General features: G+C 45.6%; 15 protein-coding genes, 1 rRNA gene and 1 pseudogene. 2 read left to right on the top strand and 15 right to left on the bottom strand.

Annotated elements, in window-relative coordinates; translation table 11 throughout:
- Positions 1-275: 275 nt before the first annotated feature.
- A 5S ribosomal RNA gene (gene rrf, locus LIN98_RS02060) occupies positions 276-391 on the top strand.
- A 183-nt stretch (positions 392-574) separates the two neighbouring features.
- A complete protein-coding gene (locus tag LIN98_RS10470; RefSeq protein WP_415749547.1) occupies positions 575-748 on the top strand; it encodes a hypothetical protein in 174 nt (57 codons plus the stop codon).
- Positions 749-915: 167 nt separating this feature from the next.
- On the opposite strand, the gene mog is transcribed toward LIN98_RS10470, so the two are convergent.
- The 15 genes and pseudogenes from mog to uppS all read right to left on the bottom strand — a co-directional run bounded on the left by mog (position 916) and on the right by uppS (position 15979).
- Positions 916-1497, bottom strand: a complete 582-nt coding sequence (mog, locus tag LIN98_RS02055) for a molybdopterin adenylyltransferase (protein WP_005540434.1) — start codon at positions 1495-1497, stop codon at positions 916-918.
- Positions 1498-1586: 89 nt separating this feature from the next.
- A pseudogene (locus tag LIN98_RS02050) lies at positions 1587-2516 on the bottom strand (phosphatidate cytidylyltransferase).
- Positions 2516-3148 carry a lysophospholipid acyltransferase family protein gene (locus LIN98_RS02045; protein ID WP_061870019.1) on the bottom strand — a complete coding sequence of 211 codons (633 nt, stop codon included), beginning with the start codon at positions 3146-3148 and terminating at the stop codon, positions 2516-2518. Before LIN98_RS02045 ends, LIN98_RS02050 begins: the two are co-directional and overlap by 1 nt.
- Before the next feature lie 10 nt (positions 3149-3158).
- Entirely contained in the window at positions 3159-3767 is a 609-nt protein-coding gene (locus LIN98_RS02040; RefSeq protein ID WP_005548612.1) for a CDP-alcohol phosphatidyltransferase family protein, read from the bottom strand.
- A gap of 10 nt (positions 3768-3777) precedes the next feature.
- Positions 3778-5646, bottom strand: a complete 1869-nt coding sequence (locus tag LIN98_RS02035; RefSeq protein ID WP_014167507.1) for an SLC13 family permease — start codon at positions 5644-5646, stop codon at positions 3778-3780.
- A 39-nt stretch (positions 5647-5685) separates the two neighbouring features.
- On the bottom strand, positions 5686-6285 hold the full coding sequence (gene rnhB / locus LIN98_RS02030; RefSeq protein WP_005569469.1) for a ribonuclease HII: 600 nt from the start codon (positions 6283-6285) through the stop codon (positions 5686-5688).
- On the bottom strand, positions 6278-7462 hold the full coding sequence (gene lpxB / locus LIN98_RS02025) for a lipid-A-disaccharide synthase (RefSeq protein ID WP_005548618.1): 1185 nt from the start codon (positions 7460-7462) through the stop codon (positions 6278-6280). The genes rnhB and lpxB overlap by 8 nt, the downstream gene beginning before the upstream one ends.
- 84 nt (positions 7463-7546) lie before the next feature.
- On the bottom strand, positions 7547-8335 hold the full coding sequence (lpxA, locus tag LIN98_RS02020; protein WP_005548620.1) for an acyl-ACP--UDP-N-acetylglucosamine O-acyltransferase: 789 nt from the start codon (positions 8333-8335) through the stop codon (positions 7547-7549).
- A gap of 20 nt (positions 8336-8355) precedes the next feature.
- Positions 8356-8766 carry a 3-hydroxyacyl-ACP dehydratase FabZ gene (gene fabZ / locus LIN98_RS02015; RefSeq protein ID WP_005569468.1) on the bottom strand — a complete coding sequence of 137 codons (411 nt, stop codon included), beginning with the start codon at positions 8764-8766 and terminating at the stop codon, positions 8356-8358.
- Positions 8767-8902: 136 nt separating this feature from the next.
- Positions 8903-9925 carry a UDP-3-O-(3-hydroxymyristoyl)glucosamine N-acyltransferase gene (lpxD, locus tag LIN98_RS02010; RefSeq protein WP_005548623.1) on the bottom strand — a complete coding sequence of 341 codons (1023 nt, stop codon included), beginning with the start codon at positions 9923-9925 and terminating at the stop codon, positions 8903-8905.
- Entirely contained in the window at positions 9925-10500 is a 576-nt protein-coding gene (locus LIN98_RS02005; protein WP_005566444.1) for an OmpH/Skp family outer membrane protein, read from the bottom strand. Before LIN98_RS02005 ends, lpxD begins: the two co-directional genes overlap by 1 nt.
- Before the next feature lie 102 nt (positions 10501-10602).
- Positions 10603-13008, bottom strand: coding sequence for an outer membrane protein assembly factor BamA (gene bamA / locus LIN98_RS02000; RefSeq protein WP_014167506.1), 2406 nt, complete (start codon positions 13006-13008; stop codon positions 10603-10605).
- Positions 13009-13032: 24 nt separating this feature from the next.
- A complete protein-coding gene (rseP, locus tag LIN98_RS01995) occupies positions 13033-14367 on the bottom strand; it encodes a sigma E protease regulator RseP (RefSeq protein WP_005575594.1) in 1335 nt (444 codons plus the stop codon).
- Between the two features lie 8 nt (positions 14368-14375).
- Positions 14376-15245 (bottom strand): phosphatidate cytidylyltransferase, encoded by an 870-nt coding sequence (locus tag LIN98_RS01990; RefSeq protein WP_148322227.1) that lies wholly within the window; start codon positions 15243-15245, stop codon positions 14376-14378.
- 14 nt (positions 15246-15259) lie between these two features.
- The gene (gene uppS / locus LIN98_RS01985) at positions 15260-15979 is read right to left on the bottom strand and encodes a polyprenyl diphosphate synthase (RefSeq protein ID WP_005548633.1); all 720 of its coding nucleotides are present in this window, start codon (positions 15977-15979) and stop codon (positions 15260-15262) included.
- Positions 15980-15990: the final 11 nt, after the last annotated feature.

Below are 15990 nucleotides of genomic sequence, written 5' to 3'. Positions count from 1 at the left end.
CTCAAGTGTTTTTGCGGGGGGCAGGAGCGCAGGGGATGTATTGATAAGAATAACGGTATTAGATTAAATTAAAGAGAAAGATAAAGAGAAAGAGAAGAAAAAGGATTGTAGCTCAGGAGAGGGAGTTGAGGGAAGGAAGTTGGTTTGAGGCTTGTTTTTGGAGAGGACGCGTATAGCGTGCAGGAAAGGAAGTAAGAAGGGAAAGAACGAGAGAAGCGAAGAGCGGAATAAGAAAGCGAAAGCGCGGAAAGGAGAGAGGATAGTCATCAAAGAATATTGGCGGCGATAGTGCGGTGGTACCACCTGAAACCATACCGAACTCAGAAGTGAAAGGCCGTAATGCCGATGGTAGTGTGGGGCATCCCCATGTGAGAGTAGGTCACCGCCAAGCCTGATAGGGAGCCCTGATGTGAGAGCATCGGGGCTTTTTGTTATAGCTAGACGTTGTCTAGCTATAAAAACCGTACGCTAAACGGTGCTATCAGGCTTGAATTGCTCTCGAATAAACCTAAGTTAAAATTAGGTTCTTTTGAATTTATGAACAAAAAGTGCATTTTTTTGCCAACATCACCCGATTCAAAAGTATGACACACAAAATCATCTTCAGCGCTATAAGTGCCCGCACTGCAATAAAGTGTTTTCTTTCAAAAGTAAACTTAATCCAATACAAATTTGGGAAGATTATAAAAATTACTCTTTGGTAAGAGCCTGCAATGTTATCTTGATAAAGCGCCTAAAACCACGCTAAATTCCTCTGAATATCCTTACTGGCATTACTTTTTTTGTTGGGATTTTTACGTGCTTGCGCTTTTAAAACTAGTGTTTATTAAATATTTTCTGAATAAAAAGAACCAGTAAAAACTTGTTTGGCTGTTCTGTTAAAACAACTAAAGAGCATTATATTTTTAACGGTGCTTAATCACGACAAGCAGATTGGGGTCTGAAACTGACAATGACGTCGGGTTTGGTGTTTATGTATAAGCCGTTGATAAGTTGCAGACAGTATGGCACGGCGCTGAAAATCCCTTTGACCAGAACGTTGCCCTGTTTGTCTTTTACCCCTTCCAGCGTTTCTTTGATGGCTTTCGGCTGTCCGGGTAAGTTTAAAATGAGGCTTTCTTTGCGAATGACGCCCACTTGGCGGGAGAGAATTGCCGTCGGTACAAAATGCAGGCTGACCTGGCGCATTTGTTCGCCAAACCCTGGCATTTCGCGGTCGGCGACGGCAAGGGTGGCATCCGGGGTCACGTCGCGTTTTGCCGGGCCCGTGCCGCCGGTAGTCAGCACCAAATGACAATGTTGCTCATCCACCAGTTCGCACAGGGTACGTTCGATTTCCGCCTGTTCGTCGGGAATTAAGCGTTCCACCACTTCAAAGGAATCCGCCAACGCCTGTTGTAGCCAATTGCGCAATTCGGGAATGCCTTGATCCGGATAAATCCCTTGTGACGCCCGATCGGAGACGGACACTAAACCAATCTTTAAAAGTGCGGTCATTTTTTCCCTCGTTTTTTAAATCTGTTAGTCATGAATTCACGGTGATGTTTGTGATAACACATTGCAACGCACTATCGCAAGTCATCGCCCTAGGTCCAATAATATCTGACGACATGGAAGAAAATCGACGCGGCAAAGCACAAGGAATCCATGCGATCCAACATACCGCCGTGCCCGCTAATCATATTGCCCCAGTCTTTTACGCCCATGCTGCGTTTCATGGCGGACATCACCAAGCCGCCTAAAAAGCCCATCAGGCAAATCAATAAGCTCATTAACACCGCTTGCACCGGGCTAAACGGCGTCAGCCAATAAAGTAAACCGCCTAGTACGCTGGCGCTCACCACACCGCCTACAAAACCTTCCACGGTTTTAGATGGCGACAGTTTCGGCGCGATTTTGTGTTTGCCGAATAATTTGCCCCACACATATTGCAACACGTCGCTCGCCTGCACCACCAGAATCAGGAAAATCATCAGCAGTAAATTTTTGCCTTCAAAACCGGCAATATCCAACGTCAGCATGGCAGGAATGTGGGAAATACAAAATACGCTGATCATCAACGCCTATTGCACTTTGGTGGAGCGATCCAGGAAATGCGCGGTGTCGCCCAACAGGGCGGAGAGGATCGGGAGAAATAGGAAGCCGTACACCGGAATGAAAATGGTGAACATACTGAACCAGTCGATTGCCACCAGAATGTATTGCACGGACAGGATGACATAAAAACAGGCGGCGAGCGCCAAATGGTCACCACGGCGAATGTAAAGCAACGAGAGAAATTCCCGTAATGCCATAAAGGAAATCACGAAGAATAAAAAGATGATGCCGTAAAAACCCAAGGCGGCAGCGGCGAAGATGATTAAAATCATCACCCACCAGGCGTTAATGCGTGCGTTTAAGTTGTCAATCACAGCGTGCGGCGTGGACCAACCTACTTTAAGTTTTAAACCGTAACCGATTGAAGAAGCGATAATTAAGGTGATCATCAAACCACCGAACAGTTTCCACATTTCCATTATGCTCTCCCTTTTTCGGTTACATTCAAACTTAACAACGCCTGCTCGGCACGGGTTAAAAATGCGGCTTTGTTTTCATCGTCACGATAAAATAACGGTTCGCCCATATACAAATCGCACAATAACGGAATCGGCACCACAAAGCCTTTCGGCAGCACATTGTGCATATTGCTGATCCACACCGGCACCATTTCCAACTGCGGATTTTGTTTCGCCAGATAATATAGCCCGCTCTTGAACGGTTGTAACGGCAAATCGTCGTCCATTTTGCGTGTGCCTTCCGGAAAAATAATCAAGGAATGATGCTGCAAGGCGTCGCTGATTTGCTCGGTAATGGCTTGCGGATTATCACCGCCACGTTCGATCAACAACATATTAAAGACTTTATACGCCAAGAAACGGCGAATCGGGCTTTTCGTCCAGTAATCCGCACCGGCAACCGGACGGGTGTTCTTACGCACCGGATAAGGCAAAGAAACCCACAGCAAAATAAAATCGCCGTGGCTGTTATGGTTGGCAAAATACAAACGGTGCTTATCCGCCGATTGCTGTTCCACATTTTTCTGCGCACGCACACCGGTGATAAACGAGGTGAAACGACACAGTAGAAAATCAATGAGTTTGGCTAACATGATTGTGCTCCTAGAGGTTATCTGCTTCGGCTAAACCTGATTTAACCCGTTTTATACAAGTCATTATCAGTAGAATTACCACTACCCAGGCTGCCCAATAAAGCCAGGCAGGTAACGTCGGGATAAGGGCATAAAAAAGACCTAAAATGCCAAAGAAGAACGCGCGATCGCTTTTTCCCAACGGGCCGTCATAACGGCGGGTTTTGCCTTGCACTTGCCCCAACACGCCGCAAAATTCCGTCAATGCCGAAAGCCAAATAATCAAGCCGATTTGGAAAGCATCAAAGGGAAAAATCAACGCAAAAGGCAAATAAAGTGCCGCGTCGGACACCACATCGGTAATTTCATTTAAGTAACCGCCCAGACGGGATTTTTGGTTAAACTCGCGCGCTAGCATGCCGTCAATCGCGTTAAGTGCCATGCGCACAAACAACCAAAGCGGAATGAGGATAAAAAGCCAATGATAGGCAGAAAGTGCGGTCAAAATCAGCCCTAAAATCACGGAAACGGCACAGGCGGCTAATGTCACCTGATTGGCGGTGACACCATGTTGCGCCAATTTAACAGTAAAGGGACGTAACAGATTTTGGAATTTGGGTTTTAGATCGTAAATACTCATACACTGCGCCTTAAGGGTTAAAGGGAAAGAGAAAAGGAATGAGGAACACACTAACCAACATCACTAAGAGCGTAAACGGTACGCCGACTTTCACGAAATCCGCGAATTTATAGCCGCCGGGACCGAAGACCATCATATTCACCGGCGAGGAAACCGGCGTCATAAAGGCAGCGGAAGCAGCGATAGCAACGACCATCGCAAACGGCACCGGCGATAAATTCAGCTGGTGCGCCATAGTGATGGCAATCGGCGCGATCAAAATCGCCGTGGCGGTGTTGGAGATAAACAAACCAACCACCGCCGTGAGAATAAACAGGCTGATCAAAATCCAGTGTTTGCCCATGCCACCCACCAGATGTAACATTAAATCCACAATCATCGAAACCCCGCCGGTTCTTTGCAAAGCAAGGGAAAACGGCATCATGCCCACAATCAGCACTAAACTCGACCAATGTATGGATTCGTACGCGCTTTTGCTGTCCACACAACGGAAATAACCGAGCATTAAACAGGCAATCAAGGCGGCAACTACGTTCGGCACGAGGCGGGTAACCATTAACAACACCATTACCGCAATGCTGAGTAACGCATAAGGCGCTTGGCTTTGCGCGGGTACGGCACGGGTAATTTCGCTCGGATAATTCAACACGAAGAAGTCTTTGCTGTGGCTACGCATTTGCTGAATTAGTTTCCAGTCACCGACGACTAGCAACAAATCACCGGCTTTATACGGCATTTCGACAAAATGCCCGTCCAACACCTCGCCATCACGTTTGATACCCACCACATTTAAATCGTATTTGGAACGGAAGCGTAACTGTTCGGTGGATTTACCGATACAATCGGAATTCGGCACCAAAATCAATTCTGCCATGCCGATGGAACTGGCTTGTTCGGAAAAATACTGCGCACGAATTTCTGCCCGTTCCAGGTTATATTCCGTACAAAAGGTTTCTATGTCTAATTCGGGATCGCTGATGTCCATCAACAGAATGTCTTTTTCACGCACTTCAGACGTTCCCAGCGCCGCAATAAACAGCGGACGAAAACGCTTCCAGCGTTCAATCGCCAACACATTCAAACCATATTTGGAACGTAAATGCAATTCATCCAGATTTTTACCGATAATCGCGGAACCTTTTTTCACCACGAAACGTTGCGCCCGCAGTTGCAAGCCGTACTCATGGATCAAATCACTTATGGAACGTTTATCCAGCTTGTTATTATCGGCTTTGGTGCCGGATTTCAGCCAACGGCGCGCCACTAGCATATAACCGATGCCAAGGAGCAAAATCACTAAACCGATGGGCGTGAGATCAAAGAATTTCAGGCGCATACCAGCTTCCCGTACCAACTCGGCATTTACCACTAAGTTCGGTGCCGTGGCGATTAAGGTCAGCATACCGCTAATCAAGCCTGCCACGCTGAGCGGCATCATCAGGCGTTTGGGCGAAATATTCATTTGCTGGCAAATCATTAATACCACAGGAATAAAAATCGCCACCACGCCGGTAGAACTCATAAATGCGCCGAGCCCCGCTACCGCCAGCATCATGAAGACCAGCACGCGCGATTCGCTGTTATGGGAAGCTTTGAGTAACCATTCACTCACTTGATACGCCACGCCGGTACGCACCAGACCTTCCCCGACGATAAACAATAAAGCAATTAAGATGATATTCGGATCACTGAATCCGGCGAAGACTTCTTCAACAGTCAAAATGCCGCTGAGGCTGAAAGCTAACATCACCAACACGGCGACAATGTCCATGCGGATGTGATTGCGAATGAAAAGAATGACGGCGGCAATCAGCAACAAAACAACCCATAACCACGGTTCCGGTTGGAATGAATTGAAGAAATGAGAGATTTGACTCATAGCCACCTCTGGAATGAAGGCTTGTTATTATTGGCTGAATTATAGCGATTTTAGTAATTTTTTAACAGGTGCAAAACTGCGGCGGTATTCCGGCAGCACGCCAAATTCCCTTAATTTTTCCAAATGTAGCTTGGTGGGATAGCCTTTGTGCTTAGCAAATGCATAGTGCGGATATTTTTTATCCAGCACTATCATTTCCTGATCGCGCGCCACTTTTGCCAAAATAGACGCCGCGCTGATTTCCAGCACCAACACATCCCCTTTGACAACGGCTTGCGCGGGAATCATGAGATTCGGCGGAATCCGATTGCCATCCACCAACACAAAGTGCGGTCGAATTTTCAGGTGTTTTATCGCCCGCTCCATGGCAAGCATGGACGCATGTAAAATATTCAATTCGTCGATTTCATGCGGTTCCGCCCGCCCGAGCGCCCATGCCAACGCTTTTTGCTTAATTTCTTCTGCCAGTAATAACCGTTTCTTTTCCGAGAGTGTTTTGGAATCCGCCAGCCCTTCAATAGGCTGCTTCGGATCCAAAATCACCGCCGCCGTCACTACTGCTCCCACCAAAGGACCTCGCCCTACTTCATCTACACCGGCAATCAGTTCATAGCCTTGGGGATAGGTAAATTTATCCATTTTTCTGCTCCAGTAAATCAATCACCGACTGTGCTGCCTGTTGATCGGCATCGCATTGAATCATTTTGTGCAACTCGGTGAAACGTTGAATTAAAATGTTGCGATTTTTGACCGTACTTTCATCTGTATCCAAATATACCGACAGTTTTTCCACCAAATTAGTCGGATTACATTCTGCCTGAATTAGCTCCGGCACCAACATTTCATCCGCCAGCAGATTCGGCAGGGAAATATACTTGATTTTCACCAAACATTTCACCAGGAAATACGTGAACGGCTTCATGCGATAGCCCACCACCATCGGTGATTTGCATAACATCGCCTCTAATGCCGCCGTGCCTGACGCGAGTAAGGTTGCTTTGGCGGCAATCATGGCGGCGCGGGCATTGCCGTCTAACAGGATAACATCTAAATCCGGTGCCACGCGTTGTTTGATTTGTTCAAATTGCTGACGGCGCTTGGCGTTAATTAACGGCACCAGAAATTGTAAATCAGGATAACGTTGGCGCAATAATTGGGCGGTTTGCAAAAAAGGTTCGGCAAGAAATTCCACTTCACTACTGCGGCTGCCAACGAGGATAGCAAGATAATGTTGGTTTTCGTCCAGATTGAGCAAACGGCAGGCTTCCGCGCGATTCGGTTTCAACGGAATGGCGTCTGCCATGGTGTGCCCGATAAAACGGCAAGGCACGTTAAAGCGATCGTAAAAGGCTTTCTCAAAAGGCAAAAACGCCAGCACCAAATTGGTTGCCGCACCGATTTTATACACGCGTTTCTGACGCCACGCCCACACCGACGGGCTGACGTAATGAATGGTTTTAATGCCGTTTTGTTTGAGTTTAAGCTCCACATCCAGATTAAAATCCGGTGCGTCGATGCCGATAAACACATCCGGCTTTAACGCCAATAATTGTTGAATAATACGGCGGCGAATTTTCAGCAGGCGCGGCAGATGCTTAAGTACTTCCACCAAACCCATAACGGAAAGTTCTTCCATATCAAACAGGCTTTCAAAGCCTGCCGCAATCATGCGTGGTCCGCCGATGCCGATAAAACAGGCATTGGGATAACGCACTTTGAGGGATTTAATCAAACCGGCGCCGAGAATGTCGCCGGACACTTCGCCGGCAGTGAGGGCGATAAGCGGGGAATCCTTTGTTGCAATGAAATCTGACATATAAAAACTCTGAAAAAAACGACCGCACTTTTGACGGATGAGATCAAAGTGCGGTCGGAAAATGGGGTGTTTTATCTGTTGAGATTAGCGAATAATGCCGCGTTTTGAACGCTTGAAAAACTCAACGAAAAAGCTTATGGCCGATTCGGTCTCGGCAATTTGCTCAATTTCCGGCATCACTTCTTCTAATGTTTTCCCACTACGGTAAATCATTTTGTACACATTACGAATAGTACGCATGGTTAACTTATCAAAACCACGACGTTTCAAACCTTCAATGTTCACGCCGAACGGTTGTGCATGATTACCTTGTGCCATCACATACGGCGGGACATCCTGGCTGACCATAGAACCACCACCCAACATCACATGCGCACCGATAACCACAAATTGGTGAATTGCGGACATGCCTCCCACAACAACAAAATCATCCAGTTGCACATGGCCGGCAAGCGTAGCATTATTGGCTAAAATACAACGGTTTTTTATCAGACAATCGTGCGCAATATGCACGTTAATCATGAGTAAATTGTCGTCGCCGATTTTCGTCACACCACCGCCTTGTGCCGTACCGCGATGAATAGTCACACTTTCACGAATGCGGTTACGGTTGCCGATCACTACGCGGGTCGGTTCACCTTGATATTTCAAGTCCTGGTTCACTTCACCGATACTGGCGAACTGATAAATTTCATTATCTTCGCCGATTTTAGTGTTGCCGTTAATCACAACATGGGAATGAATAACGGTACCTTTACCGATTTTTGCATCTTTACCGATAATGGTAAAAGGACCGATGACCACGTTCTCGCCGATTTTAGCGCCTTCTTCAACGATCGCCTGAGGATGAATTTTTGCAGTTGGGTGAATCATGTTTATCCTCTTATATTGATTTATTCTACACGGCGGGCACACATTAACTTCGCTTCGCAAGCCACTTCACCATCGACGGTTGCGGTTGCCGTGAACGCGGTAATACCGCGACGTTCTTTAATGACTTCAACGTGTAATACCATTTGATCGCCCGGAATAATCGGACGTTTAAAGCGGGCTTCATCTACACCGGCGAAATAGAAAATTTCGCCACCTACCAATTCATGGGTTTTAAATGCCAAAATGCCCATAGCTTGTGCCAAGGCTTCAAGAATTAACACCCCCGGTAAAATCGGATTATCCGGGAAGTGCCCGGTAAAACAGGGCTCGTTTACGCTAATATTCTTAATTGCAGTTAACCATTTACCTTCTTCAAAGTTAATCACGCGATCAACTAATAAAAATGGATAACGATGGGGCAATAATTGCATTATTTCGTGTGATTCGATAATTCTTGAGTTTTGTTCAGTCACAGGTTTACCTTCAATACTAAAATAATAAACAAAATCAGCGCGGATTATACGTTATTTGTATGATTAACACAAAATGAACTATTCGTAGCTCATCTTATTTTACTTTTTTTTCTAATGCCTTGATGCGCTTATTCAATCCGTCAATACCCAGCGTCAATGCAGCGGTTTTACGCCATTCTTTGTTGGTTTGCAATGGAATACCGGAAGAATACACGCCCGGTTCGGTAATCGGACGCATCACCATGCCCATGCCGGTAATCGTCACTTGATCGCAGATTTCCATGTGACCATTAATCACACTGGCACCACCGATTAAACAATAGCGACCGACCGTCAGGCTGCCCGCCATAATCACACCGCCCGCCACTGCCGTGCCGGTACCGATATGCACATTATGGGCGATTTGGCACAGGTTATCGATGATCACGTTATCTTCAATCACCGTGGCATCCAAGGCGCCGCGGTCGATACAGGTGCAAGCGCCGATTTCCACGTTATTGCCGATAATTACCTGCCCCACCTGCGGGATTTTAATCCATTTGCCGCGTTCATTGGCGTAACCGAAACCGTCACTGCCAATCACCGCGCCGGATTGAATCAGGCAATGCTGACCGATTTGTACGTCGTGATACACGGAGACATTCGCCCAAAGTTGGGTATTTGCACCGATTTTTGTGTTTTTACCCACAAAGCAATTGGCGCCTATCACTACGTTATCCCCCAATTCCACGCCGGATTCAATCACCGCATTAGCGCCGATGGACACATTTTCACCAAGAAAAACGCCTTCAGCAATGACCGCACTTTTGGCGATGCCACTCGCCGCTTTAGGGGTGGTATCCATATATTGCGCCAGTTTGGCATAGGCGACATAAGGGTCTTTAACAATAAGCAGGTTGCTGTCCGGAGAGCAAAATTCCACATCCGCTTCGGAAACCACCAAAATTCCCGCTTTCGACTGCACCAATAGTTCTCGGAATTTGACATTAGAAATAAAGGTCAGTTGCCGTTCGTTTGCCTTGTCTAAAGGGGCAATATTGCTAACAACAACATCGGCGTTACCACGAATGGTAGCGCCGATTTGCTGTGCTAATTCAGAAAGAGAATAAGTTCTCATTATTTAGCCTGTGCCGGAATTGCTTTTAACACTTCTTCGGTGATGTTTTTACCATCCATACCATAGACAACGGAACGATCATCAAGCACTAACGTATAATTTTTTTGTTTCGCGACATTGTTAGTCGCGGCTTGAATACTGGCGACTAATTTTTCAGTTTCCTCATTTTCACGTTTAGCATAGTTCTCTTGGAATTCTTTTGCTTTTTGATCATGTTCGGCGATTAATTTATTAATTTCCTCTTGCTGGTCGTTGCCATATTTATTGATTTCATCTTCACGCTTTTTGATGTCGGCAGAACGCAATTTCGGCGCATCTTTTTGTAATGCAGCCACTTTCGCTTCTACTTTTTTCTGAATATCGGCGATCTTGGTATCAATTTGTTTTTTGTTTTCTGCTAATTTATCTGCGGTCGGTTTAAATTCGGCTTCTAATTTTTCTGCTACCGCTTTGCGATCAGGGTGATTTTGGAAAAGGTACTCTGCGCTAATAAATGCAATGTTTTCGTCAGCCATGGCTAAAGAAGAGAAAGCTAAGGCCAAAGAAAGTGCGGTAAGTTTTACGATTTTTTTCATGTTTCGATTTTTCCTTTTTGTGAATTAAATGTGAATTTTCAGTGCCGCTTTAACGGCACCGGTATTTTTCAGATGTCCCGTTTTCTATGAAGCTCATCTTGACTAGAAAGAACCGCCGATACTGAACTGGAATTGCTCAATATCATCATTTTCGTATTTCTTAATCGGTTTCGCATAAGAGAAAACTAACGGACCAATCGGTGATTGCCATTGGAAGGCAAGACCGGCAGAAGCACGAACACGGGAAGGATCACCGTAATCCGGTAATTTCAAATTCGTAAATTTGGCTTTTTCACCCTTCCAATGTGTATCCCAAACACTGGCAGCATCCACAAAGAAGGAAGTGCGCACGGAGTTTTGGTTTTTTTCGGCAACAAACGGAGTCGGCACGATTAATTCCACACTTGCCGTTGCCATAGCATTACCGCCCACAATATCACCGTTCACAATGTTATAACAGCTTGAATTGACATTCACACCGGAACCGCTACATCCATTCACCCTCGGATTGATATAAATTGCTTGCGGACCAATCGCGCTGTAGGCGAAACCACGTAAGCTACCGATACCGCCCGCAGTGTAAGTTTGATAGAACGGCAGACGCTTACCACCGAAGCCGTTGGCATAAGCCGCACCTAAACGTCCGGATAATACCCAGGTTTGATCGCGGTTAAGCGGATAGAAACCTTGTACATCGGCGTTCAGTTTGTAGTATTTGTTATCGGAACCCGGAATCGTGACTTTGCCGCCAATAGAGGCTTTCACCCCTTTGGTTGGCAAGAAACCACGGTTCAAACTGTTGTAGTTCCAGCCGAAGGAAATATCATAATCGTGTGATTTGAAGGTCCATTCGTTATAGTTTAAGGAAGCTAAATATAAGGCCCGATTATATTCAGGCGTGATATTTTTCAGTTTGTTATAGGCATAGCCCAAGCCGATATAGTAGGCATTATTTTCATTCACCGGGAAGCCTAATGTTAAGTTACCACCGTAAGTGGTACGCGCATAGGACGCGGATGTCGAGTTTTTGGAGTTATCATAATTTTCGAAGAATATATTACCGCCTAAGCTAACCCCGTCTTTAGTGAAGTACGGTTCGTTATAGCCTAAGTTAACGCTGGTGCCGTAATCGTTACGGGAACCCGCCAAGCTTAATGAGGAACCCATGCCGAGGAAGTTATCCTGTTTGATACTTGCTTGGTAGCTTAAACCGCTTTCCGTACCATATCCCACACCGAAGTTAATACTACCGGTGTTACGCTCTTTCACTTTATAAATGACATCCACTTCATCGCCGGTACCTTCGACCGGCTCGGTGCGGCTTTCTACGGTTTCAAAAAATCCCGTACGATCTAACCGCACTTTACCCAATTCAACTAGATCAGTAGATAACCAGCTGCCTTCTTGTTGACGCATTTCCTGACGTAATGTGCTGTCCGCGCTGACGGTGTTGCCTTCAAAACGAATTTGACGAACGGAATAACGTTTGCCCGCATCCACCACAAAACTTAACCCGACGGTTTTGGCATCATCGTTAAAGTCAGGTTGAACGTTCACTTGTGCGCTACCGTAACCACGTTCGCCCAAGGTGGATTTAATGCTGTCTTCAACGGCTTGCACATCGCTACGATGGAATTCTTCGCCGATATGAATTTGCTTCAATAATGGTGCCAGCTGCTCGCTCATACCGCCCACATCACCCACGATACGTGCGCCATTGACGGTATATTTTTCACCCTCAGAGACGTTAATAGTGACGCGTGCTTCGGTTTTTTCATCATTTAGCTGAACATCATTATCAACGATTTGCGCTTTGGCATAACCACGATCCAAATAATAATTTTGAATGGTTTCTAAATCTTTGGAGAATTGGGTTGAATCGAATTTATTGCCGAATAACTTCCACCAGGCATCCGGTTGAAGTTCCATTTGATCTTGCAATCTGTCGCTATCAAAGACCTGGTTACCCACAAAGGTCACGCCTTTTAATAACGCCACATCGTTCTCTTTGATTTGAATTTTCACTTCAGCGCGGTTATTTGGCAGCGGATTTACGATAGTTTCCACTTTTGCGTTATAACGCCCGACGCTGTGATAATGATCTTCTAAACTTTTACGAAAGGCTTCAAGTTTTTCACGATTTAATATATCGCCCTTCTGGAAGCCATTGGCATTTAAATTTTGTTTTAATGCATCATTAGGAATGGATTTGTTACCGTCCAGCACCACATCGGAAATAATTGCTTTCGGCACCACGGAAATGACTAAGGTATTACCTTGTTGGGAAGCTTTAACATCTTCGTATTGACCGGTTAAAAACAAGTTACGTACTACACCGGCAATATTGGCATCGTTAATTTTTTGCCCGACACGAACCGGCAAACTTGCGATAATATTACTTTCGGTTCCCGCCTGAACGCCGTCAACACGAATGTCCTGTACCACGAAAGGTCCGGCAAGCGCGGCGGTTGAGCTAAACAATAAGCTTGCAATTAAAAGTTTTTTCATCGTCATTTTTATCCTGTATCAAAACTAATTTAAACGTAAAAAATCATTGATCAGTCCGAATCCCATTAACATCAATAATAAGACCGCACCAATTCGATAACTGATATTCTGGACCTGTTCGGAAACCGGTTTTCCTTTAAGGGCTTCCAGCGCCAGGAAGACCAAATGCCCGCCGTCTAACACCGGCAACGGAAAGAGATTCATCACACCTAAATTCACGCTGATTAACGCCATAAAGCTTAAATAGTAAATCAGACCTAGTTCAGATGATGCACCTGCGCCCTGTGCAATGGAAATCGGACCACCCAAGTTATTCAACGATAATTCGCCGATGAGCAATTTACCGATCACTTTTATAGTTAACCAAGAGAGTTGGAATGTCTTTTCAACCGCCCTCTGTAGAGATTCGAGCATATCATACTTTAATTCGGTACGATATTCATCAGCCACCGGGTAAAAAGTCGGTGAAATGCCCACAAACCAACGCTTTTTGTCATTAAGCTCCGGAGTAATGGTTTTTTCCAGCCATTCACCGTTGCGTTCCACTTTTAAAGCTAACGGTTTGCCCTGTTGAACCTGTTCGATAAAATCCTGCCAGACAATTTCTTTACCGTCCGACCAATATAATTTATCACCGACCAACAACCCTCCCTTTTGCGCAGGGGAATGATTATTGACTTTAGACAAAGTCATATCCACTTTGGTTCTTACCGGAACAATTCCTAGTGAGCCGAAAGCACTTTCTTTTTCGGGATTAAAAGTCCAGTTAGATAAATCTAAAATTTTGTGTTGCTCAATGGTAGAACCAAACTCTACCAAGGTTAATTCCACCTTGCTTTCGCCCGTTTTAGTCGCCAGCAACAGATTAATTGTTTCCCAATCCGGCGTAACAACACCGTCAACTTCAGTAATCTGGGTATTTGGTGAAACTTGTGCCTTTGCAGCAATGGAATGAGGTTGAACTTCCTCGATCACTGGTTTAATGCTGGGGACACCGATGGAGTAAATAACGAAATACGCCAGAATAGCAAATAAGAAATTGGCTAAAGGTCCGGCAGCGATAATGAACGCACGTTGCGCGACGGTTTTGTTATCGAAGGCTTGCGCGGCAAATTCAGGCGGAATCTCTTCATTGCGTCCGTCCAGCATTTTCACATAACCACCGAGGGGAATCGCCGATACGGCAAACTCCGTCCCCCGTTTATCGGTACGCGACCAGATCACTTTGCCGAAGCCGATAGAAAAACGATGAACTTTTACACCGCACTTTCTCGCCGCCCAAAAGTGTCCGTATTCGTGTACCGCCACCAAGACGGCGATAACAATCAGAAATGAAACTGTCGACCACAAAAATGACATAGCCAATCCTACAATACAAAGAAATAGAAATATGCAAAGAACGGTACGGCAGCAGTCAGGCTGTCAATTCTGTCCAAAATGCCACCGTGCCCCGGAATCAGGTTACTGCTGTCTTTAATGCCGCTTTGGCGTTTGAACATACTTTCCGTTAAATCGCCCAGAATCGAAATGGTTACCGTCACCACAGACAATGCAATAAATGCCGGCGGCGAAATATCTTTAATCAAACTTTGTTGCGTAACATTCACGAAAATCGCAGAAACGATGCCCGCCATCACCAAACCGCCGATTGCGCCCTGCCAGGATTTACTTGGCGATACTTTCGGCGCCAATTTTTGTTTACCGAATTTACGTCCCACAAAATACGCCCCGGAATCCGCCACCCAAACCAGAATAAACACATACAACAGCAACATAATGCCGTAATAAGGTTGCGCTACATAATTATCCAAACGTAGCAATAACACGCCGATTAAAAACGGAATCAGCGTAAAAAAGGCAAAGAAAAATTGCAGCACGGAATGTTTTGCCCAAAGATTGCTGCTTTTCGGGTAACTCACCACAAAAGATAACGCCACCAACCACCAAATCACTGCGCCCAATAAAATCGGTTGAGCATAATGTTCAAAAACCCGACCGGCATCCAGATAATTGCCTTCATCATAAATCCACAGGAACAAAAACACCGCACTTAACACGGTGGTGGCATAACGCCAGAATGTCGGTTGTTTGAAATTAAAGAACTGAGTCCATTCCCAAATGCCCAGCACCACAACCACACCTAAGGCGAGCGCAAAATAATAAGGTGAGAATAAAAATAACGTGGCGAATACAATGGCAATTAACACAATCGCCGATAAAACCCGTTGTTTAAGCACGATAAATTCCTCTGTTATTCCGTCCCGCCAAAACGACGATGACGCTGTTGATAAGATAGGATCGCCTGATGAAACTCGGCTTCATTAAAATCCGGCCAAAGCACATCGGAAAAATAAAATTCGGCATAGGCGGCTTGCCATAATAAAAAATTGCTGATGCGCTGCTCGCCGCTGGTGCGAATAAGCAAATCCACTTCCGGATCGTCTTGCGTAACCAAATGTTGTTGCAACAACGCTTCGTCAATTTCCGTTACGGCAAGTTGTTGCGTCTGTACTTTTTGTGCCAGCTGTTGTGCCGCCTGTACAATGTCCCAACGACCGCCGTAATTCGCCGCGATATTTAAAGTAAGTGCGGTGTTATTTTCCGTTAATTTTTCCGCGTTCTTAATTTTTTCCTGTAACCCTTCACTGAAGCGCGCAACATTGCCCAGAATCTTCAATCGAATATTATTTTTATGCAGTTTTTTTAGTTCAAAATCCAACGCCTGCATAAACAAATTCATCAGCGCACTGACTTCCTGCTCGGGGCGATTCCAGTTTTCACTGCTAAACGCATATAAAGTTAAATATTTCACACCGATTTTACGCGCGTAAGACACCGCCTCACGCACCGCCGCCACGCCGTTTTTATGCCCGAAAATGCGCATTTTGCCCTGCTGTTTCGCCCAACGCCCGTTGCCGTCCATAATAATGGCAACATGTTGCGGAATATTATTCGGATCCAGTTCTGTCATTATCCATTCTC

Source organism: Aggregatibacter actinomycetemcomitans (assembly GCF_023518055.1).
GTDB lineage: Bacteria > Pseudomonadota > Gammaproteobacteria > Enterobacterales > Pasteurellaceae > Aggregatibacter > Aggregatibacter actinomycetemcomitans.
Note: the sequence above shows the minus strand (reverse complement) of the source record. Positions and strands in the feature narration are given on the sequence as shown.

Bases quoted from the DNA above. Each gene is read 5' to 3' on its own strand.
- lpxA (WP_005548620.1), bottom strand. From the start codon at position 8,335: ATGATTCACCCAACTGCAAAAATTCATCCTCAGGCGATCGTTGAAGAA.
- lpxD (WP_005548623.1), bottom strand. From the start codon at position 9,925: ATGAGAACTTATTCTCTTTCTGAATTAGCACAGCAAATCGGCGCTACC.
- rseP (WP_005575594.1), bottom strand. From the start codon at position 14,367: ATGTCATTTTTGTGGTCGACAGTTTCATTTCTGATTGTTATCGCCGTC.
- rnhB (WP_005569469.1), bottom strand. From the start codon at position 6,285: ATGGATAAATTTACCTATCCCCAAGGCTATGAACTGATTGCCGGTGTA.
- LIN98_RS02045 (WP_061870019.1), bottom strand. From the start codon at position 3,148: ATGTTAGCCAAACTCATTGATTTTCTACTGTGTCGTTTCACCTCGTTT.
- lpxB (WP_005548618.1), bottom strand. From the start codon at position 7,462: ATGTCAGATTTCATTGCAACAAAGGATTCCCCGCTTATCGCCCTCACT.
- mog (WP_005540434.1), bottom strand. From the start codon at position 1,497: ATGACCGCACTTTTAAAGATTGGTTTAGTGTCCGTCTCCGATCGGGCG.
- LIN98_RS02035 (WP_014167507.1), bottom strand. From the start codon at position 5,646: ATGAGTCAAATCTCTCATTTCTTCAATTCATTCCAACCGGAACCGTGG.
- bamA (WP_014167506.1), bottom strand. From the start codon at position 13,008: ATGAAAAAACTTTTAATTGCAAGCTTATTGTTTAGCTCAACCGCCGCG.
- LIN98_RS02005 (WP_005566444.1), bottom strand. From the start codon at position 10,500: ATGAAAAAAATCGTAAAACTTACCGCACTTTCTTTGGCCTTAGCTTTC.
- LIN98_RS02040 (WP_005548612.1), bottom strand. From the start codon at position 3,767: ATGAGTATTTACGATCTAAAACCCAAATTCCAAAATCTGTTACGTCCC.
- fabZ (WP_005569468.1), bottom strand. From the start codon at position 8,766: ATGCAATTATTGCCCCATCGTTATCCATTTTTATTAGTTGATCGCGTG.
- uppS (WP_005548633.1), bottom strand. From the start codon at position 15,979: ATGACAGAACTGGATCCGAATAATATTCCGCAACATGTTGCCATTATT.